This is a genomic window from Gordonia sp. G4 (genome assembly GCF_057770005.1).
Genome location: NZ_CM173442.1, coordinates 2790321 through 2813737, shown reverse-complemented (window position 1 = coordinate 2813737; position 23417 = coordinate 2790321). Strand labels below are relative to the sequence as shown.

20 protein-coding genes are annotated in these 23417 nt (G+C 62.6%); 12 read left to right on the top strand and 8 right to left on the bottom strand.

From position 1 onward, the window contains the following. The first annotated feature begins 28 nt into the window (after positions 1-28). From AC3B5T_RS12545 to AC3B5T_RS12490, 12 genes are all read left to right on the top strand, one after another. A complete protein-coding gene (locus tag AC3B5T_RS12545; RefSeq protein ID WP_488357380.1) occupies positions 29-1321 on the top strand; it encodes a glycosyltransferase family 4 protein in 1293 nt (430 codons plus the stop codon). Beyond that, complete coding sequence (locus tag AC3B5T_RS12540; RefSeq protein ID WP_488357378.1) at positions 1279-1896, top strand: LbetaH domain-containing protein; 618 nt, start codon at positions 1279-1281, stop codon at positions 1894-1896. The genes AC3B5T_RS12545 and AC3B5T_RS12540 overlap by 43 nt, the downstream gene beginning before the upstream one ends. After that, entirely contained in the window at positions 1893-3032 is a 1140-nt protein-coding gene (locus AC3B5T_RS12535) for a glycosyltransferase (RefSeq protein WP_488357376.1), read from the top strand. The genes AC3B5T_RS12540 and AC3B5T_RS12535 overlap by 4 nt, the downstream gene beginning before the upstream one ends. Beyond that, entirely contained in the window at positions 3019-3867 is an 849-nt protein-coding gene (locus tag AC3B5T_RS12530) for a glycosyltransferase (protein ID WP_488357374.1), read from the top strand. The genes AC3B5T_RS12535 and AC3B5T_RS12530 overlap by 14 nt, the downstream gene beginning before the upstream one ends. After that, positions 3851-5866, top strand: a complete 2016-nt coding sequence (locus AC3B5T_RS12525; protein WP_488357372.1) for a GDSL-type esterase/lipase family protein — start codon at positions 3851-3853, stop codon at positions 5864-5866. The genes AC3B5T_RS12530 and AC3B5T_RS12525 overlap by 17 nt, the downstream gene beginning before the upstream one ends. Beyond that, positions 5863-6519, top strand: coding sequence for a YveK family protein (locus AC3B5T_RS12520; protein ID WP_488357370.1), 657 nt, complete (start codon positions 5863-5865; stop codon positions 6517-6519). The genes AC3B5T_RS12525 and AC3B5T_RS12520 overlap by 4 nt, the downstream gene beginning before the upstream one ends. Continuing rightward, positions 6516-7205: an acyltransferase gene (locus AC3B5T_RS12515; protein WP_488357369.1), complete on the top strand. Its 690-nt coding sequence runs from the start codon at positions 6516-6518 to the stop codon at positions 7203-7205. Before AC3B5T_RS12520 ends, AC3B5T_RS12515 begins: the two co-directional genes overlap by 4 nt. After that, a complete protein-coding gene (locus AC3B5T_RS12510; protein ID WP_488357367.1) occupies positions 7205-7927 on the top strand; it encodes a hypothetical protein in 723 nt (240 codons plus the stop codon). Before AC3B5T_RS12515 ends, AC3B5T_RS12510 begins: the two co-directional genes overlap by 1 nt. Further along, a complete protein-coding gene (locus tag AC3B5T_RS12505; RefSeq protein WP_488357365.1) occupies positions 7924-9228 on the top strand; it encodes an O-antigen ligase family protein in 1305 nt (434 codons plus the stop codon). The genes AC3B5T_RS12510 and AC3B5T_RS12505 overlap by 4 nt, the downstream gene beginning before the upstream one ends. Continuing rightward, positions 9225-10211, top strand: a complete 987-nt coding sequence (locus AC3B5T_RS12500) for a YveK family protein (protein ID WP_488357363.1) — start codon at positions 9225-9227, stop codon at positions 10209-10211. Before AC3B5T_RS12505 ends, AC3B5T_RS12500 begins: the two co-directional genes overlap by 4 nt. A gap of 63 nt (positions 10212-10274) precedes the next feature. Beyond that, on the top strand, positions 10275-11321 hold the full coding sequence (locus AC3B5T_RS12495) for a cellulase family glycosylhydrolase (protein ID WP_488357361.1): 1047 nt from the start codon (positions 10275-10277) through the stop codon (positions 11319-11321). A gap of 259 nt (positions 11322-11580) precedes the next feature. Next, the gene (locus AC3B5T_RS12490; protein WP_488357360.1) at positions 11581-12300 is read left to right on the top strand and encodes an SGNH/GDSL hydrolase family protein; all 720 of its coding nucleotides are present in this window, start codon (positions 11581-11583) and stop codon (positions 12298-12300) included. Between the two features lie 201 nt (positions 12301-12501). Here AC3B5T_RS12490 and AC3B5T_RS12485 read toward each other — a convergent pair whose 3' ends face one another. The 8 genes from AC3B5T_RS12485 to AC3B5T_RS12450 form a co-directional block, all read right to left on the bottom strand. Beyond that, a complete protein-coding gene (locus tag AC3B5T_RS12485; protein ID WP_488357358.1) occupies positions 12502-13236 on the bottom strand; it encodes an SGNH/GDSL hydrolase family protein in 735 nt (244 codons plus the stop codon). Positions 13237-13889: 653 nt separating this feature from the next. Then, a complete protein-coding gene (locus tag AC3B5T_RS12480) occupies positions 13890-15350 on the bottom strand; it encodes a tyrosine-protein kinase domain-containing protein (protein WP_488357357.1) in 1461 nt (486 codons plus the stop codon). A gap of 112 nt (positions 15351-15462) precedes the next feature. Further along, complete coding sequence (locus AC3B5T_RS12475) at positions 15463-16701, bottom strand: MATE family efflux transporter (RefSeq protein WP_488357355.1); 1239 nt, start codon at positions 16699-16701, stop codon at positions 15463-15465. 2 nt (positions 16702-16703) lie between these two features. Further along, on the bottom strand, positions 16704-17927 hold the full coding sequence (locus tag AC3B5T_RS12470; protein WP_488357354.1) for an oligosaccharide repeat unit polymerase: 1224 nt from the start codon (positions 17925-17927) through the stop codon (positions 16704-16706). A gap of 131 nt (positions 17928-18058) precedes the next feature. Then, positions 18059-19126 (bottom strand): polysaccharide pyruvyl transferase family protein, encoded by a 1068-nt coding sequence (locus tag AC3B5T_RS12465; protein ID WP_488357353.1) that lies wholly within the window; start codon positions 19124-19126, stop codon positions 18059-18061. Next, positions 19123-20145 carry a glycosyltransferase family 4 protein gene (locus tag AC3B5T_RS12460; RefSeq protein ID WP_488357352.1) on the bottom strand — a complete coding sequence of 341 codons (1023 nt, stop codon included), beginning with the start codon at positions 20143-20145 and terminating at the stop codon, positions 19123-19125. Before AC3B5T_RS12460 ends, AC3B5T_RS12465 begins: the two co-directional genes overlap by 4 nt. Beyond that, on the bottom strand, positions 20142-21257 hold the full coding sequence (locus AC3B5T_RS12455; protein ID WP_488357350.1) for a glycosyltransferase family 4 protein: 1116 nt from the start codon (positions 21255-21257) through the stop codon (positions 20142-20144). The genes AC3B5T_RS12460 and AC3B5T_RS12455 overlap by 4 nt, the downstream gene beginning before the upstream one ends. Before the next feature lie 50 nt (positions 21258-21307). Next, entirely contained in the window at positions 21308-22723 is a 1416-nt protein-coding gene (locus AC3B5T_RS12450; RefSeq protein WP_488357348.1) for a sugar transferase, read from the bottom strand. Positions 22724-23417 lie beyond the last annotated feature (694 nt).

Genomic DNA, 23417 nt, shown 5'->3' with positions numbered 1-23417 from the left:
GTATCGAACCGGACGCAATTCGGGGCCGGTGAACCGCGTCGTCGAACCGCAGGATCGGCCGGAGGAGCGCAAGTGTGTCGACTTCATCGCGATCAACTACGCGCCCGAGGTCACCGGTATCGCGCCCTATGTCACCGACATCACCCGGCGCCTCGCCGCCCGTGGGTGGAGCGTGCGCGTCATCACCGGTTACCCGCACTACCCCCAGTGGCGCCTCGACGGTGACATGTCGGATTACACGTCCACGGTCGTCGATCAGGGGGTGATCGTGGTGCGTGTCCCGCACAGCATCCCGGAAGGTACTGCGCTGGTGTCCCGCTCACGGATGGAGCTCGAATTCGGACTGCGCGCCATCGTCGCCCACCTGCGCCCGGAGGCGGTCACCGTGATGGCCAGTCCGCCGCTCATCGCCTCGGCGTTGGTGATGTTGCGGCGCAAGATCGGTCGTCGCACGCTGTCGCCGATGGGGGTGTGGGTCCACGACCTGTACAGCCAGGCGGTCACCGAGGCGGCCGCAGGTGGCACCCTCAGCCGCACTCTCGTCGGCAGGCTCGAGAAGTTCGCGCTGTGTTCGGCCGACGAGGTGGCGGTGGTGCATCCGCGCTTCGGCGAGATCATCGTCGACCGTCTCGGCGTCGACCCGTCGGTGGTGACCCACGTGCGCAACTGGACGCAGGTTCGCCACGAGCCGCGCGCGCCTCGAGTCATGGCGCGTGCCGAGCTCGGCATCCCCACCGACGCGGTCGTCGCGGTGCACGCCGGCAACATGGGCCAGAAGCAGGGCCTGGAGAACCTCGTCGACTCCGCTCGGCTGGTCGCCAGGTCGACGAGTGCAGCAGCGCGGAAGGTGCACCTCTATCTGGTCGGGGACGGCAACCAGCGTCGGCATCTCGAGGACCGCGCCCGCGGGTGCCCCGACATCACCTTCGTCGACTCGCTCCCCGACGATCGGTTCCACCTCATGCTCTCCGCCGCCGACGTCCTGGTGGTCAACGAGAAGCCCGGCGTGGTCGAGATGTCGTTGCCGAGCAAGCTCACCACCTACTTCAGCTACGGAATACCCGTGGTGGCAGCCGTTTCCGATGATGGGATCACCGCTGCCGAGGTCCGGCGCTCGCACGCCGGCGTCGTCGTCCCGGCGGGTGATCCGGCTGCGCTGCTCTCGACCATCGCCCAGATCGCCACCGACACCACCGCGGCACTGACCATGGGTGAGGCGGGCGAACGGTATGCGGAGGAGGTTCTCGGTGCCGATGCGGCAGTCGAGAGGTTCGAGATGTGGCTGCACAAGCTGTCGCACCACGCCTCGGTCCGGGCATGACCGTGACGACGCCGACCACGACAACCGCGCGCTCCGAGGTCATGTCCGAGCTGGAACCCCGACGCCTGTGCGACTACATCGTCGACAAGTCGGATCGCGGACGCAACCGACTGTGGATGATCACCTGGCTGGGTGTCGGTGCCGTCCTGCGAAGCGGCTTCGGCGGCACACTGCTGCGCTGTTCCCTGTTGCGCGCCTTCGGCGCACGGGTGGGCGCCGGTTGCGACATCCATCGCAGCTTCCGAGTTCACTTCCCCTGGAAGTTGGGCCTCGACGACGGCGTGCGGATCGACCGCGACGTGTGGATCATCAATCCGGAACCGGTGTCCATCGGCGCCGAATGCACCCTCGGCCGACGCACGGTCATCTGCTCGGGCGGGCATGATCACCGCTCGCCCACCTTCACCCGCACGAGCGAGTCGGTCGTCATCAGCGACCGGTGCCACCTCGGCAACGGCGTGACAGTGCTGAAGGGGGTTGTGCTGCAACCCGGTACGCACGTGCCGGCCGGAGCGGTGGTCATCCCGGCGATCTCGGCGAAGTCGCGTCGGACGGCACCGGGTGGCCGGCCATGAAGATCCTGCAGGTACTCACACTCCTCTCCCCGGCCGGCGAGTTCGGCGGCCCCGCCACCGTGGCGGTCAACCAGAGCAGCGCGCTGGCCGCACTGGGGCACGAGGTCACGCTCATCGCCGGCTCGTGTGACGGGCCCGCACCCGCCCCCGACGTGCCCGGCGTTCGGGTCCTCACGTTCCCGACGCGAACCGTCGGCCGCGGGCGGAACTTCTCCCGCCTCGTCGCGCCGTCGATGCTGCGCTGGATCCGTGCCCACGCCGGTGATTTCGACGTCGCGCACGTCCATCTCGGTCGCGACTTCGTGACCCTCCCCGCCGCCCGCCTGCTGTCGTGGAGCAACATCCCGACCCATGTGCAGACACACGGGATGATCAATCCCCGGCCGTCGCTGCCCTACCAGGTCATCGACCGGGCCCTCACGATTCCGGCGGTGCGCGACGCCCGAACGGCGTTCTACCTCAATGACGTCGAACTGCGGAAGCTCCGCTCGGCGATCGGAGATGCGCCCCACTACCGATATCTGGGCAACGGTGTGCCGCTGCCCGACGCGGCCTCGACAGCCCGAACCCCGCCCGACGGACCGCCCGAGGTGCTCTTTCTCGCCCGGTTGCACCCCCGCAAGCGAGCTGTCACGTTCGCCCGCGTCGCGACCGAACTCGCGCCGCGATTCCGGGCGCTCTTCACGATCGCCGGACCCGACGAAGGCGACGGGCCGGCCGTCGACGAGGTGCTGCGCAGCTTCCGAGCGACGCACGACGCCGAGATCGCCTGCCGCATCCGGCGCGAACCACCGGTCCCCGCCGGCCAGGTGGCCGACCGCCTCGCGCGGGCCACGATCTACGTTCTCCCGTCGATCCATGAACCGCTGCCGATGTCGGTCCTCGAAGCAATGGCCGCGGGCCTGCCGGTGGTGGTCACCGACACCTGCGGGTTCGCCGGCCTGGTCGCCGACGCCGACGCCGGTCTCGTCGTCGACGACTCGATCTGTGCGCTGTCGGCGGCCCTGACCGGACTCCTCGCCGACCCGGACCGCGCACGCGCACAGGGATCGCGGGGGCGGCGCGCCGTCGAACAACACTGGGGCATCACGTCGATCGCCCGACAACTCGAGGAGCACTACGATGCGGTCAGCTGAGCTCGCCGACACGACGGACAGCACGGAGACTGTCAGCGTCTCCATCCTTGTTCCGTCCTTCAACCCGGGGGCTCATTTCGAACCGGCGATCCGGTCTGCGCTCCGCCAGCTGAGCGCACTCGACGAGATCCTCATCCAGGACGCGGGTTCGACCGACGGAACCCAGAACCTCATCGCTGCTCTCGTGGAGGCAGACCCGCGGGTGAAGGCCGTGGTCGAAAGCGACGAGGGACAGTCGGACGCCCTCAACCGCGCGCTGGCCCGCGCCGGCGGACAATGGGTGCTCTGGCTCAACGCCGACGACGTGCTCGTCGAGGGCGCACTCGCCGCTGTCCGCGCGGCGGTGCGCGATTCGCCCGGCGCAACAGTGCTGACCGGCGATCACCAGCTGCTCCGGGCCGGTGGCGAGGTGGTCGGCAACTACCATGGCAAGCCCATCGAGACACGAACCCTGTTGCGGCGGTCCACATGCGCGTCGTTCTCCGGTTCGGTGATCATCCGCCGGGACTATCTCGAGTCGCTCGGCGGGTTCGACAAACACCTGCACTGCACGATGGACTACTCGTTGCAGTTCCGGATCGCCGAGACCGCGCCTGAACAGCGGTCGATGCCGGTTCCGATCGGCGCGTTGCGCTTCCACGATGCCTCGAAATCGGCCAACCTGTGGCGGACCTTCCTCGTCGAATCGCTCCGCCTGCGGATGCGGTATGCGACGTCACCCGCGGACCGCCTGCTGGGACTGGTGGGCACCGTCGAGCAACTCGCCTCGTTTCTCGTCTTCCGCATCCGGTTGACCCCGGGCTACCGAAGGTTGCGCGGTGTCCTCCGTGATTGACGAGAGCCGCGCCGGCAACCGGCTGCGCACCGACGCCACCGTGCGGATTCTGGCCCGGGTGGCCAGTTCCGCGATGCTCGGCGCGTTCCTCCTGCTCCTTGCCCGAGCACTCCCGGTCGACACGTTCGGCCAGTACGTTCTCGCGTACACGCTCGGCGTGGTGGCCGGCCTCGCCGTGGGCTTCGGTGCACCGATCCGGGTGATGCGCGTCGGCGCATCCGACGATGACCACACCACCGCGGCAGGTCTGTACGTCGCGCACACCATCGCGGTATCCACGGTCTTCCTCATCATCGTTGCGGGACTTGCCTTCTCCGGTCTGCCCCTGATCGTCGTCGCGGGCGTGCTGTTCGCCTACTCCGACACTGTGCAGAACTTCGCGCAGAACTTCCTGGCAGGCACCCATGCGCATTCCGCCGCCAGCTGCCTCGTCGTCGTGCAGCGAGCCGTACCCCTCGCGGTGTGGGGAGTGCTGGCTTTGTCCGGAAGCGACCTGGGTGCCCCCGCGCTCGTCGTGATCTTCGCGTGCACGGCCGCGACAGCGCTGCTGGTGCCGGCGGTATCCGTCGGGGTCCGGGGACTGCGCACCGCCGCCGGTGAGCTCCGCGGGCCCGGGGCGGGCACCGCGCGCTACTGGGCGCTGGCGATGTCGGGGACGCTGGCACAGCTGCAGGTCTCGGCTCTCGCGGTCTGTGCGCCCCCGCTGACCGTCGGCTACTTCGCGATGGCGACGCGCGTCACCGGGCCCCTCACCCTGCTTTCCGCCGCGCTGTCGACAGTCGCGGTCCCCGAGCTCGCCCGGCACGTCGACGACGCGTCGACCTTCGACCGGATCTACCGTCGCTACCGAAACGTCGTCGGCGCCTACTGCGTCGTCGTCGTCCTCGCGGCATGGCCGGTCGCCTGGGTCATCGTGCAGATCGTCGGCGCAAAATACGAACCCGCCCAGAACCTGCTCATCGGCATGATCATCGCGGCGGGGATCTCCTCGGTCTCCCAGGCGATCAGCTCCAAGCACATCGCGGCAGGCCGACCCAGCATGGTGACCGCGGCGATCGTCCTGGGCGGTGTGGTGACGCTGCTCTTGCTCCTCCTCGCCGGCGCGCTCGACCACCTCGATGCGATCTGGCTCGCGCCCATCGCCGGTCAGCTACTCGTACTCACCGCCCTGCTCTCCGACGTCCACGAAGGTGGGAGAATGACCAGACTCGTCCGAACACATTGGGAGAAAGCACTTCTGGTGGTCGCCGTGGTGGCTCTCACCTTGACCGCCGGCGTGGCCCTCGCCGCCGCGCGCGAACCCGGAGCCGAAGTCCACCGGGCCGGCGTCGAGGTCACCTCCGCCGCGTCGACGTCGCGGTCGGCGAACAGCGCTCCGGCGGACAGCGACGCGGTCACGATCCTCGTCGTCGGCGACAGCTTCACCGAGGGAACAACATACGGCGGCAAAGGCAGTTCGAACTGGACCCGCATCGCGCAGGGTCGGCTGTCGCAGGAGCAACTGAACGAATGCCCCGTTCTGCTGCGGGTGTCCGGCCGGGGTGGAGCCGGCTACCTCACCACCGGGATCCGGCAGACGACGTTCGCTTCGGAGGCGCAACGACTGCTCTCTCCCGACGTCTCGGCGATCGTGCTCGTCGGTAGCGGCAACGACCTCTCGCATCCGGCGAAGCAGTACCGGGCCGCGGTCAACGACACCATCCGCGCGGTGCGCAAGGCTCGACCGGAACTGCCCGTCGTCATCGTCGGGCTGTCCTGGATTCACAACACACCGGCCGCTCCGGAGTATGCGCGCGCCAACAGATTGCTCGCCGACGCCGCGAAACGGCACGGGGCATCCTTCGTCGACCCGATCAGAAGCCGTTGGTACGCCGCCCCGCGCGACCACTCGATCGTGGGCGCTGATCTGCGCCACCCGACCGACGAGGGGCATGCCATCATCGCCGACCGCATGACGCCCGTCCTGGAGAGCCTGGCACGGAAGGGCAGCTGCGAATGAGTACGCCGGGAGTCACCCACAGCCGCCCACGGGTCACCCGCGTCGTGACCGCACTGGGAGTTGCTGCCTGCGTCGGACTGATCCTCACGATGGCAGTCGGCACGTTCTCGGCGCAACACGCGACGGTGCAGGCGACGTCGCGTGTCGTGCTCACCTACGAACGCGACGCGATGCAACTGCCGCAGGATTTCGATCCCGCACCCACCATGCTCCAGACACGGAGCATCGAGTCCTACTCGACATTGGTCACGAGCGAGAACTTCCTCCGTCGAGTGATCGACACCCACCACATCGCGATGAGTCCCGCTGAGCTCCGCGGGGCAGTGTCGATCACGGCGCCGCCCGAGACGACGATCATGGACTTCACCGTCCGAGGCGACAACGCGCGCACCGTCGAAGCCGCCGCGATGGGCGTCGGCCGCGAATTCACCACAGCGCTCGCCGAACTCGAGTCGCCGGCGCCCATCGAATCGCTCGTCCTCGGACCCGTCGACGCCCACGAGACATTTCCCGATGCGCTGGTGCGTACCGCTCTGCTCGCAACCCTCGCGGGACTGACCGCGTGCGCTCTCGCGGTCATGTACACGCAGCACCAGGCCGACACACCACGATCCCGACCCACACCGGCCGCGAATGTATGGAGGACACCATGAAGCGACCCAACAAGTGGCTCAGCCTGATTGCCTGGCTGCTCCCCGCGTCGAAGACGAAGAACGCGGTGCTGCGCATCCTGGGCAACACCATCGGCCACGACGTCAGTCTGGGACCGAACCTCGTGATCGGCTGCGGACCGTTTCGTGTCGGAGACCGCGGAGTGATCGCACCGTTCAACATCTTCCGGCAGTTGGCGCGCGTCGAGCTCGAGAAGGACAACTTCATCGGCCGGCTGAACCAGTTCACGGCAGCACCGTCGTATCAGAAGTTCAGCGACCGCGCCGGAGTGCTGTCGATGGCCGAGCAGGCAGCTGTCACCAACCGCCACTACTTCGACTGCTCCGGCCGGATCGAGATGGGGCCCTACAGCGCGGTGGGCGGCACCCGAAGCCTCCTGCAGTCGCACGAGATCGACATCGTCGAGGACCGAACCACCATCGGCACCATCACCATCGGTGAGCGGAGTCTGACGGCGACCGCGTGTCTCATCCTCAAGAACGCTGCGATACCGGCGTACTCACTCGTCGCCGCGGGTTCGGTGGTGACGGCGTCGTCGCATCCGGCTGTCGGCGACGCCGGGCTGTATGCCGGGGCGCCGGCACGATGGCGACGCGAACTCCCCGAATGCAAATGGTGGTACCGGTCGTCGTACATGACCCCGGTGCGGGAGGTCGAGGGATTCTGATGTTTCCGACCTCCAAGTCCCGACTCTCGACGGCACGACTTGCGCTGTTGGCCGTCGCTGTCATCGCCGGCGGTTCGGCATGCAACACCACTGCTCAGGCCGAACGGTCTGACGATCGGGTCGCCTCGGCACAGGGCGCTGCGGTGCACGTCGACTACGCCACAGCGGCCGCGGTGCCGCCCGGCTTCGTCGCCGTGGAGCGGGGCCGCAACCTGCATCCGCTCCGGGTCTCGGACGGGCGTCTGCTGCACGGTCGGTCCTCGGCGGCCGATGCGGCGTCCTACCTCTCGACCGACCTCTCACCCGCGCGGGTCACACGAATCGGGGCGACCGTCGGCTTCTCGGGAGACGACGCCGGGGCAATTGCTCTGCTCGTCAGCGCAAAACCGGTGCCGCAGGACGAGTCCGACGCCGCCCCCGACGCCGCGGTGCACTTCGTCGCGACCCGGACGGGATGGTCGTATGCGATCTGGGAGGCCGGTGACGCCGGCCAGACGATCCTGGGCCAGGGCACCTATCGCATCGCCTTCGATCGTGACGCGGCCCGGTTCGAGATCGAACTCGACGGGGACCGGGCGAAGGTCTACCTGCCCGACGCCACGTCGATCGTGTTCACCGACAGCCGTATCGCCGACTTCGGCGGCAGTTGGGCGACCTGGGAACTGTACGAGGATGCCCCGGGCACGAGCCCCGCCTCGTTCCGGGAGCTGTGGGCGTCATGACGATGATCTTCGCGACGTTGCTGGTGGCACTGGGCCTCTTCGTCGCAGTCGCGTACGACAGGCAGTGGGCCCGGCATGTCGATCGATTCCTGTGCAGCTGGTTGATCGCTTTGACGGCATGGCCGGTCATCGTCATCTACGCGGTCGCCCCGGCGTTGTGGTCGTCGGCCGATGCCGCCGGAGCGATCTTCGCGGTTCTGTTGTACGGTCCCGCAGCGGGTATGAGTGTGGCGGCCGCCCTCCACGCGGTGGCCACTCGCGGCTTCCGCATCGACGGCTCGGCCGCCATCCTCGCACTGCTCATGGGGTACGCCTGCGCGGCGATGATCGTCGACGGCTCGGGCAGGGTCGTCAATCTCGTCATGTCGATGGCTCTGCTGGTGGGTTTCGTGTTCCGCTACCGGTCCTTCGGGCTCGACGCGGTGGCCCGGTCTGCCCGCATCGCGCTCGTCGTGACGGCGGGAATCCTGCTGATCTCCGTGCTGTTCAACTCGTCTCGCGTGGTCGGTGCATGCCGGATCGACAAGTGCACCGACCTCGGTGCGGTGCTCACCTCCCCGTTCGCCGGCAACGGCAATCTCGCAGGTATCACGATCACTGCACTCTTGCCGTTCGCGGTGTATCGCGTGGCCATGTGGCGTGTCCTCGCCGCCGTCGCGGGGGTCGCGTTGATCGGCCTTCTCGCCGGCAGCCGAGCCGCTTTCGGCGGGATCGCGGTCGCCGGCCTGCTCGGAGTGCTGTTGGCCCTCCCGCCGATCACCGCTCGGGTTCGGAACCTGATGCTGGGTCTCGCGCTGGTCGCAAGCGCGGTCTACTCGCTGTTCCCGCTCTACATCGGCTACACCAACGCCGATTACAGCTTGCGGGGCTATCTGTGGAACCAGGCCCTGCGGAAGATCCCCGACCAGTGGTTCTTCGGACACAATCCGGCGTTCTGGGTGGAGTCCGGTGCGTCGCTGTTGTTCAAGGCCAACTATTCGCCGCACAACGGTTGGCTGGAAATCCTGCTGTCGGTCGGCGTCTGGGGAGTCGTGCTGATCGTCCTGGCCGCCGTCGTCAAAGTGGTTCAGACAACCGATGCGACGACCCGGGCGTATCTTCTCGCCTACTTCAGCACGATCCTCGCCCTCAGTTCGCTGGAAGCGGTGTACGTCCCGTACTTCCTCGGCATCGCACCGTTCGCCGCACTGCTCCCCTACTTCCTGTACCAACACCGTTCGCCCGCTCACCGTTCAACCCGATCCCCGTCACCCGTGCCCGGTCACGAGGTGCTCAACGAGTCACAGATGGAGCTCCGATGAAAGTCCTCAACGTCATTGCCGCGAAATGGATGCTCGTCGTGGCATTCACCCTGATCGGTCTCATCGCCGCCATCGGCTATTCGCTGCTACAGCCGCAGACCTACGTCGCGACCGTTCGGACCTACATAGCCACCGGCACTTCCGACATGCTGGAGGCCTATCAGGGAAACCAGGCGGCCCGGGCGAGCATCCAGACGTTCGCGGTGCTGGCGACCGACCCGACCGTTGCGCAGCGAGCTATTGATAGATCTGGGGTCGACATCTCGCTGCCGCAGTTCATCTCCGAGATCTCGGTCAGCGTCCCGCCGCAGACCGTCATCCTCGATGTGTCTGTCCAGAACTCGACGTCGGCCGACGCAGAGCGGTTGTCCACCGCACTCGCGCAGGAGCTCGTCGGCACCGTCACCGCGCTGCAGGAACCGACCAGCGGCGGCCCGGGTGCGCTCCGACTGGTGGTCGTCGACCCGAACACCCAAGGTGCCGTTCGACAACAGCTCATCGACCCGGTCCTCCTCGGCGTCGGCGCGGCCGGCGGCGCGCTCGCCGGTGCCTTGCTCGCACTGCTCCTCCACCGCCGGCGCGGCGGCGCACCCGAAGTCGAGGAGTCCGACCGCATCCCGGACGGACCGACCACGGGCGACATCGAGGTGACCATCAACCGTCCCTCGAGCGCAATGAGGAGCCACCATGTGCCGGTTGAAGAGTCGGCGGTGAGCAATCACTCGCCGCTGGTCGAGCAGCCGATGAGCGCAGGGCACAGCCGTCACCCACTGGTCGAGCAGCCGACGGACGCAGGGCACAGCCGTCTCCCGCTGGTTGAGCAGGCGACGAGCGCAGGGCACAGCCGTCACCCGCTGGTTGAGCAGGCGACGAGCGCAGCGAGGAGCCGTGTCGAAACCACCGACCGTCCTGCCGCGTACACAGCTCGCCACACTCTCAGTCGGCATTCGGCGACTCGCCGTGGTGGGTTTGGGCCGAGCTAGCGACAGAGAACTTGGCTTCGCCAAAGTCAAGCGCGCATTGCATGTATAGGAGATACTCTCCCGATGACCATCACGCAGCCGGTCAGGAAGCTGCTGTGCGCAGCCTTGGCCACGATGGCCTGCTTGCTCTACACCCCGGCTCTCTCCCAGGCTGCACCTCGGGTTGCGGTTGGTGTCGCTTCAATCTCAACACAGTACGCCGGTGCCGACTTCGCCGGGGAGGCCGAGCAGATCAAGGCGACCGGAGCGACGGCCATTCGGATTCCGGCGAAATGGAATCTGCTGCAGCCGTCGAGTTCGGCTTCCTTCACGTGGACACGTCTCGACGCGGCAGTGAGCGCTGCCCGGGCGAAGGGGTTGTCGATCCTGATGAACCTCGAGGGGCCAGCACCGGTGTGGGCGCAGAAGCCAGGTGCAAACCCGCTCGCAAACGGGAACGCCCCCGCCAACCCCGCCACTTTCGGCGAGTTTGCGAGACAGGTGGCGCTGCGGTACTCGTCGCGAGTTGCCGCCTGGGAAGTGTGGAACGAACCGAACCTCGCGCACTACCTGATTCCGCCTACGGCTGGTGAGTACGTTCCACTGCTCAAGGCGGCGTTCGGAGGTATCAGAGCGGGCGGTGGCAACCAGCCGGTGATCACTGGCGGGCTGTCGAGTCTTCGAACCGAGACCCGGGATGTCACCTTCATCTCGGACATGTACTCGCTAGGCGCGAAGCCGTACTTCAACGGCATTGGCGTCCACCCATATACGCTGCCTTACCCGATCACCGCAGATCCACGAGCAGGCGACGGGGGCGGCGCAGCCGTTCTGCCCGAGGGGCGCGCGATCATGGTGGCGAACGGCGACTCCACCAAGTCCATGTGGGTGACCGAGTTCGGCCAGCCGACCGGAAACACCCCTGCATCGACCACGGAGTCCGTTCAATCCAGCATCATCGTCGACGCGGTGAACCGCGCGAACGGGCTGTCGTGGATCGCGGCCATCTTCCTTTTCACGTCCCGCGACCTGTCCACTAACAAGGCAGACGACAATTCGAACTTCGGGTTGTACCGTTTCGACGGCTCACCCAAACCAGTCGTCGGTGCGCTGCAGGGTCTCTTGGGCTGAGCAGGTCGCCTTTCGACCGACACGCTGTAACGAAGGTCCAAGAGCGAGTCGCGCCATCATGCTGGATTGCTCCGGCCCACCGGCCCGGAGACAAATCGGCACGATCGAACCCATGAGGTTCTATTGACCGTTTCGCACGACAAAATCCCGCTCGCTCGTCTCTGCAGCACAGTGGCTGCTGCCGTCTGGAGATCTCTATCGAGCCTGAACACAGCGAGAAGCGCTAGCCGTCTACTCCATCACGTTTCACATCCGGCCTATGCGAGCACTCGAGCCGCGCGAAGTAAGGAATACTGGCGCAATGGCTCACCGGTCGAAGTTCTCGGCTCGACGACAAGTAATTCTCGGTCTCGTCCTCGCGAGCGCTATATTACTCGTCATTGGGGTCGCCGCATTCTTCGAGAGACCAGTCTGGGACGGCGGCGACGTAGTCTTCATCGGTGACAGCTACATCGCTGGCGATGGTGCTCCCGGCGGAGAAGGTCTTGCGCTCCACGTTGCGGCGGATCTCGGTCTCTCTCCCACCATCTCTGCCGACTCTGGGTCCGGGTACACCCGGCCTGGCAGGCGAGGATTTACGACCGCTGAACTTGTCGTGGCAGCGCCAGACCGCGCCGGCACTGAACTTGTCGTCCTTGCAAGCGGTTACAATGACGACCTCGGTTCTCCACCGGCCCCAGAACACCTACTGACCAGCGCACGATCGGCGATCTCCGCGGCCAGTGATCGATGGCCTCGAGCACGAGTCGTAGTGCTCGGTCCATGGACTCCCCGAGGTTCCCCTTCCGTAAACCAAACCGCGGTTAACGAGGCACTTAAGACCGAGGCCGACAGGCTCAAAGTGACCTTTATCGACACGCTTGTGCCACCGCTGGTCACCGCGTCGATGATAGGTGCAGACAGGGTGCATCCCACGCCTGCAGGTCACAGAAAAATTGCCAGTGACTTGGCTAGACGTCTGCGCACTGATGGAGAGTGAACGCACCTGACCCTGATGCGCAGCGGACAAATCGGCCACCAGCCTTTGTTCGAACGTCGCGACGTCACTGTGCACCATTCATGTGCCGGGGGACGTCGGAGTACGACACATCGACCGCCGCGTGCCCATACAGCAATAAGGCGGGCCCCGAGGCGCGCGCGGAATTTCGCTTCAGGCCACAAGAATTAGCCTGCGATTCACTCAAACAGCAGCCGTGATCCGCTTCGCCAGCTCTGCGGCGATCGCGCGGTGCCCAGCGGGGCTCGGATTGACCCTGTCCCTGCCTATCATTTCAGCCCTGACAAGTGGCGGCGCCAACGTGTCGATAAAAACAGCATTCTCCTCTTCTGCGACGTCGCGGAGAGCCCCGTTCACGGCCTCCTGATTAACTGTTGCCACTCCAGTTGGCGTCCAGGGCCCGAGCACGATTACTCGTGCACGCGGCCACTTGTCGGCCGCGGCGGCCACGGCAGATCGCGCTGCGGCGCGGAGGCGTGTGGAATCGGGCGGCGAGCCAAGGACATCGCTGTATCCACTAGCCATGACGACGATCTGGGCACCGAGCCGTTTAGGTGCCTTGTCGACGAGCTGTCTGGTGTTGAATCCATTTCGGCCGGCCTTGGTGTACCCAGATTGTGGGTCGGCCGACAGCGTCGGGGCGAGACCGAGCTCGCTGGAAGCTAGGATCGCGAGCCCCTGCCTACCCGGAGCACCATCTCCACTGATGTAGCTGTCGCCGATGAACACTGCACCACCTCCGCTCAGAGAGTTGCCGGTGCCTTGAGTAGGTCCTCGCTCCAATCCGTCGGTACTCCCTGCTGTCTGCGCGCTCAGCAGGAACGCCCCACCAACGACAAGAATAAGAATAAGAACACCTGCAAAGGTGAGGCCGATTGCGGCCTTCCTCGACCCAGCTAGTCGCGACCGATTCCACATCAAAACATCCTTGTCACTGCCGCAGCACGTCGCCCCGCAGGCGCTGCAGCATACTAATTCGACTGCGAGACAACGACTATTCAACCCTCAACTAATCGACCGAACACGGCGCCATGCGGCGACAGAGCGCACCCTATACCTTCCGTGCCGGGTTACCAATCCACACTTCGCCGGCACCAGTGTCACGAGTGAGGACCGCGTTGGCCCCAACAATGGTGCCTCGTGCGATGCGCCTTACCTCCCCCGTCCGCGCCAACACGACTGCACCTGCGCACAGCCAGACATCGTCTTCTATTACAAAGCGAGGCGGCACGGTCTCCGGGCGATCTATGTCCGCTCTCCCCAGAGTGACTCCGTGGAAGACCCTACAGCGGTCTCCGAACGTCGTATTTGGGTGAACTACCGTACCAATCCCGCGATGATAAATACGAAAATCGCTACCGATCCGCACAGATTTTGGAATGTCGAGCCCCAGAGCATAGGCGATCTGCCGTGCAATAGGACCCAGAACCCGGCGTTGTTGAGCGCCGACGATGCGTTCCATCAACTGTGGGGAACGCGGCGTCACCGTTCACCACCCGAATGGTCATCAAACGAAGCGCGAGTGCAACCCATACCTGACGCCGGCTCCTCAAGTCCGCTGCGCAGACCTTTCACTGCGGCGGGCCGACATGTGCAACGTCGCGCCTGCGGGACGTATGAGTTGCCATACGAGGTGTATCAGCGTCGCCGTAGTAGGTGTTGTGGTACGCCCCAGCACGATCTGAAGCATCGTTCACCACCACCCCGACGAGCCTCACGTTGGTTGCCTTCCACTGCTGCCATGCCGCACCGAGTTCAGGGCGCTTCGTACTGTCGGCCCGAACAACGAGAATCGCGTTCGGAACCCACTGCGACACCACCGCGCCGTCACTCACCGGGAGGATCGGCGGAGTGTCGACGATAACGTAGTCATATGAGTCCGCGAGCCTATCGAACAACTCACGGGCGCGGTTCGAGCCGAGCAGCTCAGCCGGATTGGGCGGCAACTGCCCTGTCGCTAGTACGTCCAGACGATCCAACCCCGCCGGCTGAAGCAGATCCGGCAATTCCCCTTGTCCGATCAAATAATCGGTCAGGCCGACCGACCCATTGAGCATCAACCGTTTTGCGACTGTTGGCCGGCGGAGGTCGGCGTCCACCAGAACCACTCGGTGACCGTACTCAGCCAGCGAGGCGGCGACGTTGATCGCCGTCGTAGTCTTCCCTTCCGCAACCGACGCGCTTGTCACGAGGATTCGACGCGAGGCGGGGTCCACCGCGGCGAAGGCCAAGTTCGTCCTCACACGGCGGTATGACTCCGCAATAACTGAGCCTCCGGCGCCAAAGTCGACGAAGCCCCCACCGTCGAGCGAAGGATCACCCGGCACCAATCCGATTACGGGGGCATCTACAACGCCGGCCAGGTCGCCGGGACCGTGGATCGTGCGATCGAGCCTGTCTCGTACGAAGATGATTGCCAGGCCGAGTAGGACGCCCGCAAGGAGGCCAAGCACCGTATTCCGCATCGGACGGGGCGCGACCTGCGTCGCGCTCCCCGACGCGGGCGAAATAACCGTCACTTTCGCGAGGGGGGCATTACCATCCGTGCTGCCCGGAGGCGTTTCCAGTTCTGCGACGTACGACGTGAGGCTGGCGGCGACCGCGTCCGCGAGTCGGACCGAGACATCTCGTGACGTGGATTCAGCCGAGATCGTGAGGAGGACAGTATCCGGCTTCGAGCTCGCCCGGACCGAAGCTTTCGCCTCTTCGCGACTGAGGTCAAGACCCGACTCTTGTAACGCGCTGTCGACTACCACATCCGAGGTAGCCAGCTCCCCGTACGACAGCACGCGTTGCTGCGAGGCGAGAGAGTCCTGGTAGGCGTTGGGCGACGTCACAGTCGATCCAACAGTGACATACAAACTTGCACTCGAGCGGTACACGGGCTCTTGTAGAACGCTTATCCCGAGCGCGAGCAGGCCACACAACAGCGTGCTGAGCGCAAGCACCCACCATCGACGCGCTACAGCGCCGGCGACTTCTCGGAGACCGTTGTTCGGCGAGGAGTCGACCGCGACCGATACTTCAGACATTCATTGACTCCGATCAAGTGTTACGGATCTGCACGATCAACGCGCGCGAACCTAGACATACCATCATCAAACCAGACATCTTGTAGGGACGCTGAATGACATAGTTGGACCATCACACCGGCCCTCGAAATTCGATGTCGCGTTTCAATCGCACGACAAGCAGCGCGGACAGCGAGAGAATCAGGACCCAGGACATGAGCGCCATTGAATAGAACGCACCTTCGACATTCCACATCCAGGTGGCCCACGAACATATGGCCAGACTGATCGCACCGACGATAACCCTAACCCTTACCACTGCCCAAGTTACTCTCGCTGCGCGGAGGAGGACCCCCGGAACTGCCTCGAAGGCGGCGGACAGACGTGTCAATGCGCCGAGGAGGATATATGGCGCGGCTAGTGGCCAAGTTTCGCCAAGTAGTAGACCACCGACAGAATCTGGGAGCGACAACAACACAAGTGCAGAGATCCCGATTGTCAACCCGATGGAACTATACATTAGTGCACTGTCACGCAACGCCCGCGCGGGTGTCACCTTTCCTTGATTGACTATGACTGAAAGCACAGTGGATCGGAGGAAATTCGTAACTACATTTGTAACGCCATAAATGACGACAATGCTGCGGAAGGCCGCGGCCTCCGCCAAACCGGCGTAGTGAGCGATGGCGAAGACAAGCACCCACTGGAGAAGCGCCCCCCAGATCGATTCAGTGAAGAAGCTCAGGCCGTATTCTCTTGAGACTGAGTACCAGGAGAGCATTTCTCTTCGTGGGCATCTCGCTTTAGCAAGCGCAAAAAGTAGAGGCACACAATACACCGCACTGATGGCAAGCAAAGCCAACACAACACTACCTTCGTACACGAAGACGACGGACAGCGCGAGCATCTGGAAGGACACAACTAGCGCATCCAGAGCAAAGAGACGCTGCGTCTTCAACTCCGCAATCAAGGTGTACCTGAGGGCGTCGTATCCGACGATGAAGGGCGCACAGATCAAGCACATCCACATGGCCCGCCAAAATACGGAGTCGGAAAGAACGAAGGCCACGGCCCCCACGGCGCTCAGAGGGAAAGCCACCAGCACGCTGGCGATGAGCATCCTGCTCCGGTTGTTGGTACCCCCATCTCCGGAGAGCACCACAAGCGGCTCACCATTCAATGCCCTCGACACAACAATCAACATCTGGTAAAACACCAGAGCCGAGGTGAAGATGCCGAGTTCATCGGGTGCGAGGTTTCTAGCAGCGATGACGAGTGACGCCAGGCCATAGAAGCTAACGACAGCCTGATCCGCCGCTCCAGCGACCAATACGCGGCTTCGTGAAACCTCGCGTTGCAGAACGCTAGGCATATTCATGCCTTTCGCAATGTCGGTCTTCCCACCGACAGTATTACTATGACAAGACCTATAAAGATCGGTATGAAACGACCCTGCGTCCAGTAGTTGATTCTGCTGATCTCGAGCAAGCCGACGAACAGTGCGGAGTACGCGATCAGGAATCGGACGTCGCCTCCGCGCGCACGGTTATACGCATATCCGATCGCCAGTCCCAGAACAGCCCAGTAGAGCATAGAGAGCGGCGTCCCGAGATCCGCGTCTGTGATCAGAAATGTACCTTCATTGTTGAACTCCGGGTTGGCAAGATTCGCGAGTGTGCTCGACCACCAAGTCCGCGGACTGGTCTCCATGATCTCCGGCGAGCCGAGCAACCACCCAAGTCCGGGCGCGTCCCAGAGGAAGGCGAAGGAAAAGTAGGGGTCGTGATGCTGCGACGAGAGGATCTGATGATAGAGCGCCCCGTTGTTGACAGTGGTGGTGTAGTACCCCAGCAGGCGTGTAGACACGTATTCCACAAACGAGGAGTCCACAACGTCGCGGTAATATAACCAGCTGCGCGAGTACTCGAACAACGCAAATAGCGCCCACAGAGCCGGAAGCATAAACACGGGCGCCAAGGCTTTAGGCAGTCGCAAGTATCTTGGAAGCAAACGCCTTCGACGACCAGACGGGGAGTCGACAACAAATGCAATGATTATGAGCGGAAGCGCAACCTCAATCAATGCGAGTCGCTCGCCATAGAAAAATGAGCGGAAGAGTGCCAGCCCTACCAAGACTGCAAGATACTTGGAGTAGGCCCGATAATTCGATCTCCGCAGAAACATCATAATCGCCGCGGACACCACACCTAGCTGAGTAAAGGTCGTGATTCCAGCTACCGGAGGACTGATGTCCTTCAACCCACCAACCGCGCCGTCCTCAAATGCAAGAACCTTCATGAAATCAGCGACTGTAGCACCGCGCATAAATGACAGGCCGAACCAAGCGACATATCCGAACAGCGCGAAAACAAACATTATCAGCGCTAGTTGATGGAGTCGACGGACCACATTCGTTGTCAACGTTACGGACACGACGGAACTGTGCCGGAAACCACCGGCAAAGACGGCGCCACAAATAAATGCGAGACCGCTAAGAACACCGACTACCGCTAGCGAGAAGTCGATATATCGCGGAACATCCCACAGCTGGAACGCGTCTTGGATCTGCGACGCAGACGCAATTGGGAGGATCGCCACGAAGACACCAGCTGCCCAACCCGGGTGTAGCCACCAAGGAAAGCTGAGCCGCACTATAAGCTCAGCGCGAGTCGCGCATGTCGCATTCTCGTTGCTATCAGTTGCAGTCTCTGCGACCAACGTATTGTCGCTCATATCGCTATGCCAGCAGTTCGCGCGGCTTCAGTGTGCACCCTCAGGCCATCAGCTGCCGACGTAACGCGGTTGTCTCGAACCAGTCGGTCGTAATCTCGACGAGCATCCTGGCTCTCCAAGAGTAATCTCGCTTGCGATACGACGAGTTCGGGATCGAAGTGGCTCGTACGGTGTACGTAATCCGACAGCCCGAGGTCGCTGAACGCACCGAATCCCTTTCGCTCGTACGCGAGATGGATTACGTAGTGGCCAGCGTTTATCGCCATCAACGCCGCGTGAAGTCGCATTGCAACTACAACCCGCCGCGGCCCTTTAGAGTTATGTAGCTGCTCGGCCGCGATCACTTGACGGGGACCTACTTCCCTCACCGCGTCCACATCGTTATTCTGTCCGACCGTACTCTGAACGTAGCCGTCGAAAACCTCGAGTGTCCGCGCTAGTTCCTTGACAGGTAGCGGGAGCTTCCCCCTGATATATCTCGTTGAAAGCACAACTGTTGGATCGATATCTCGATCCTCAGATCGATCGTTCAGTTCGCGCTCCGACCAGATCGCCATATCTGGCACGCGTAGAACGTTCTCTCGGTTCGCCAATTCGGCCAGGCTGCGGTCGTCGCGCACATAGACCGTTCGAATCCGGCCAATGGCCTGACGGAGGATCCTTCGTCCTCCTGGGGGGAGCGGGCCGATGCTCTGGGGCAGATAAACCGCTTTCTTTCCACCTAAGGAAGCGGCAAGCAGTTGAGGCCCGTGAACCAACGCTGTCCGTACCGCCTCCGATGGCGAACCAAAGCGAAGGTATCCTCCACCTACACCGACAATTAGATCTGCATCACGCAAGTTCCACAGACCCATCAGGTACTTACGTATATCGCCTGTAGACGTAGGTTTGGAAGCCACCAGTGTGCAGTCTCTGTCGGTGAACGACTCTGGTCGCGACGCGAACATGGTTATTTCGGCATCGGAACCCGCCGCGTCCCTTATGAGAGCAAGGGCCGCGTCCACGAGCAACCCGTCGCCAAGGTTCTCGCTACTGTATGCGTGTAATAGAGCCACTCTGGTCACGCTATTTCTCCATAGACCTCAAGGTGGGCTTCCGCGCTCGTCGCCCAGGTGAATTGACCGGCCCATCGTGGGCCCTCGGTGCGAAGCGACGACAGCTTGGCTTCGTCTTCCAGTGCTTTGCAGAGGCCATCAGCGATTGCCTCTTTGTCGAGTCCCTCGAACCGGATGGCCGGGCCGGCTACCTCTGCCAGTGACCCGCGGTCCGAACAGATAACTGGAGTTCCCACGGCAAGTGCTTCTAAAACCGGAAATCCGAAGCCTTCGTATAGGCTCGGAAATACGAACAGACGTGCGCTCTTCATCAAGCGCTGACGATCAACGTCGGACACAAAACCCAGATACTCCACCGAACCAGAGCCGTCGATCGCACGCAATATCGGCTCATAGTCCCATGCTGGCCTACCTGCTATCACCAGCTTCATGTGTGCCAGTCTTGGGTCCGCCATTGCATGCACGAGACTTACGAGATTCTTCCTCGGTTCTAGATTTCCAACATATAGGAGGTACTCGGGATAATTGGTCAACAGTTCGTTTACGTCTTTCGAGACCGTCCCCTCCGCGACCGTGGACGGCGAAAGGCCGTGCGGGATTACTCTGATCTGTTCCCTCGGATAAGAAAAAACCTCTGCGATGTCGTCCGCGCTGGAGTTCGACACGGTAATCACCCGATCACAGCTACTCAGAGCACGCTTAGCGCGGCTGCGCCATATCTTTTCGGCTACGGGTTTACGAATTGACGCGACCCTGTTACTTGCCACACCATGCAGTGTCACCACGGACGGCACACGGGTCCGAATGATTGGGCCAGTGTCGGCAACATAGTGGATGATGTTGTATCCCGCCGAATTATGAAGCCCTGCGAGTGTCTCCGCGACTACGTTCGCGTAGGGATTGTCAACAACTCCGAATCTCCGTACCTCAATGCCCCTACTCGAGTACTCCGTCTCCAGCGCGCGCGCATAAGTGGTGTTACCACCAACGTGCTTGTCGAGAATCCGCGTTGGCATTCCGATCATCATCGTGGACGGACCCTGCTCTCTGGTACTCGGTACAACTCGGAAAGAGCCGCACGCTGCGTTTCCTCATTCATGGCGCCGATGAGCGCGCTCGAGTTGAGTTGCTCTCGGTCCCATCGAACCTTGCTCTCGATCGTCGAGTAGACGCCTGAGGCCAGGCCATCGACGGAACCGTAGGTAGTGATGGGCGTGTCCGCGAAGCAGGCAATCCTCCTGGCAATGACGGGTATCCCAAACGCAGCTGCATCCAGAACGCTCAGCGGGAAACCTTCGTATCGCGCTGTGTGAACGTACACCGTGATGGTTTGCAGCAATGAGCCGAGGTCATGTCCATTTAACCATCCAGTCACTAGCACACCGCTAGCTTCCAGTCTGGCTTTCGTCTCCACGTCGCCATCGCCGATCCATATCGCCTGTCCACCGAACCCCATCTCACGGAGGCGAATCAACATCGCGATAAAGTAGTCCGGATCTTTCTGCCTACAGATGCGGCCGATCATGGCGATCTTGGCGTCGCTCCCCGCGGAGTATTGCGATTTCTCATCACCCTGCGGCCGGATGGCGGCGGCGTTTGGAAGTGCAACGATGTGGATTCGGTTCATACGAGAACCAGCGAGCTGTTTGGTCGTTGCGCGCTCGTGCGAAGACAGAGTTACCACCACCTGTCTGCGCATACTCAGAACATTCTCCGCTGTGCGGTACACGAGACGCTCCACTGGATGGCGGCTTTCGTCATCAGTGACAAAGCAATGAGGCTGGTAAACAATCTCAGAGGGTAGCCTTCTCACTCTGGTATATAAGCCTGCCCAACTCGAATGTGCGTGAATTACGTCAGGGGCCAGCGAAGCCACTTGACGACGAAGCGATCGAATAGCCGCCAGATGATTTGACGGCAATCTTGTGACGCTCGAGAACATATGCGAATAGTCGTCGATCTCGCCCCCGAAGGCTGCCAAGTGGTGGTCGACCTCTGGCGCCAGTTCGACGATCTTGTTTACTGCTCGACTGATTCCGCCGTCAAACACGTTGGATACATGGAGTACCGTCTGCCGGCTCGTCTGCGGTTCATCTTTCCGAGGAGATTGCTCGAATATTTCAGTATTGGTTTGCGACACAACTACTCCGTTCACGAACTGAAGCCAGGCTGTCGGCAATTCGCCTCAGCTCAGTACGCTCCGTCCTTACCCAGAACTGCTCGGACCGTCTTCCACAGGATCAATAGATCCTGCATGATCGACCAGTTCTCGACATAGGAGAGGTCAAGTCGCACAGACTCTTCCCACGACAGATCGGAGCGCCCGGAGACCTGCCACAGCCCTGTCATTCCAGGTTTCACCAGCATTCGACGCGCGACCCTGCCGTCGTATTGTTCGACCTCGTTGGGTAAAGGTGGCCGGGGCCCGACCAAGCTCATGCTCCCGCCGAGCACGTTGAAGAGTTGGGGCAGTTCGTCCAGGCTATACCGCCGGATTATCGCTCCGACCCTGGTGATTCTCGGGTCGTCTCTCATTTTGAAGAGGACACCGGCCCCCTCGTTGCGACTTTCCAGGCTCCCCTTCAACGAGTCTGCGTTCTGCACCATCGACCGGAACTTCCACATTTCGAAGGAGCGGTTATTGATCCCGACTCTTCGCGCCCTGTAAAACACGGGGCCCTTGGAGTCGACTTTGATCGCGACCGCAACTGCCGCAAGCGCCGGTGCGACGATCACAAGGAGTAGTGCAGCGCCAACTCTGTCTACCAATGCCTTTCGAAATCTGTTAGCACCTTCGTACCTCGGTTTGTCGATATGAAGGAGAGGCAGACCTGCGACGGGTCTCAGCATCATGCGTGGTCCTGCGACGTCGGTGACGCCAGGAGCTACGACCATGTCCACGTCCAGACCTTCCAGGTCCCATGACAGCTCCTGCATCGCTGCGTGACCGAGCGCCTCGGCCGACGTAACCGCTACCGTCGTGGCGCCGGAGTTGACAACTGACGAGGAAACGTCGTCGAACGTTCCAAACACAGGCACGCGAGTTTCGCCAACTGAGACGAAATCCCTCGGGCCCGCGTGAGCTGGCAGGCATATTCCGACGACACCGTAACCAAGAGTCGGCTCTTTGATCAGACGCTCCATCAGGGGCACCGCGGAACCCAGATTGCCGACGATCAGCACGTCTTCCAAGTTCTTCAATTTGAGCCGCTGGTTACCGAGGCGCTGACGCCAACCCCAACGCGCCAGCACGAGGCCGACCGTTCCGATCGGTAGAGCCAGGGCGAGGAAGCCGCGCGCTATGTTCAGACGGAACAGTAGATCGATCATCGCAAGGACGCCGAATACCGATAGACACGCGGAGATGACCCTGCTGTACTCCTGCGAGCCGGAGCCTGCGATCCTCCGGTCGAGAGTGTGGAAGGCACGCAGCGCCAGTAACCAGCACAAACCCAGGGCAACTGACACGATTATGATCGGGGTCTTCGTGGTAGTCACCGGCTCAAGAGCGCTCCCCGCACCGAACCGAACGAACTGCGCGAGGGCGATCGCTCCGGTGATGATCGCGGCATCGGTCCAAGCCAACCTCGTCAGGTATCCCTGCATCCACGAGCGCCCGCGTGCGCGACCAGCTAAACGCAAACGTCGAACGCCACCCTCAGGCTGCCTCAGGGTGTCGTAGGCCTGACTATTGGCCACTGCCTACCTCCTCAGATCTCAAAAACTAACTGCTCGATTCGAGAGCTCAACGACGAGATCACCGGCCTGCGAGCTTCCGCCATCTCCATCAATGGCGACTCGCACCATCGATGCGAGAGTATTTCAGTCTGATCACACTCACAACCTGAGAGTGTTAACTGCACAGATCCGAGCGATATTTAATGTGATCGGCGAGTTAACAGAATCTTGCGGCACTGCGCAAAACGCGGCCCGGAGTGTCAACAGGCTGCAAAGAGGTTGCAGAATCCGAGTCGGATGATCGCAACGGAACACGTGCAAAGTTCGCGCAAGACACTGCGCAGCAACGACTTACGGTTAAGGGTTGGCGACCCGGCGGAGCTACAAGCCCAACCGTTATCTCAAACCGTGGATATACGATCGTTGATCTGGAGCTACAAAAATGGACACAGATTTTTACCCGACGAATTTGCCGCGAGTTCGGAATCGCGTGTTGTTTAGTCCGCCGGGTACTTTCGCTGGCTAATGATCGTACACGCGGTTCGAAGTAGTTGCGCCCTCGTAGGCGTTCAGAAATGTAAACAGGCGGCCACCGAGAGCCCCCGTTGGGTGGTCGGCGGTG